Annotated in this window: 1 pseudogene; it reads right to left on the bottom strand. The window is 47.9% G+C overall.

Features of this window, described 5'->3' with window-relative positions:
- Positions 1 to 351 (bottom strand): annotated as a pseudogene (locus V7D75_RS08515) (alpha/beta hydrolase); the annotation flags it as partial.

Genomic DNA, 351 nt, shown 5'->3' with positions numbered 1-351 from the left:
GGTCAAACTGTCCATGTTGTAAAAAATATTTGGTTTGTGCGGCCACTGTTTTATCGACCAGCATACCCGTATGCGAGACGGGCAAGACAATGTGGTCAGTTGCGGTCTCTATTTTAGTTTCTTCTATATATACCGTACCATCGTGGAGCAGATGTTCTGCTGATGGCATGTTGTCTGCTCGACGCAGTTTGCGATTATGATACTGCAAAAATAACTGCCCCAAGCCATAAGGACGATTACCGGCAATCACGCCTAAAGTAATATGCTGCGGTAGCGGCGCGACCGTGCCATCTAGTGCATCGACGTACGAACGTCCTACCACCGCTGGAGTCAAGCGCCAAATATAATCTG

The organism is Psychrobacter sp., assembly GCF_036731945.1.
Lineage (GTDB): Bacteria > Pseudomonadota > Gammaproteobacteria > Pseudomonadales > Moraxellaceae > Psychrobacter.
The sequence above is the reverse complement of the archived record's forward strand: the minus strand, read 5'-3'. Positions and strand labels throughout refer to the sequence as shown.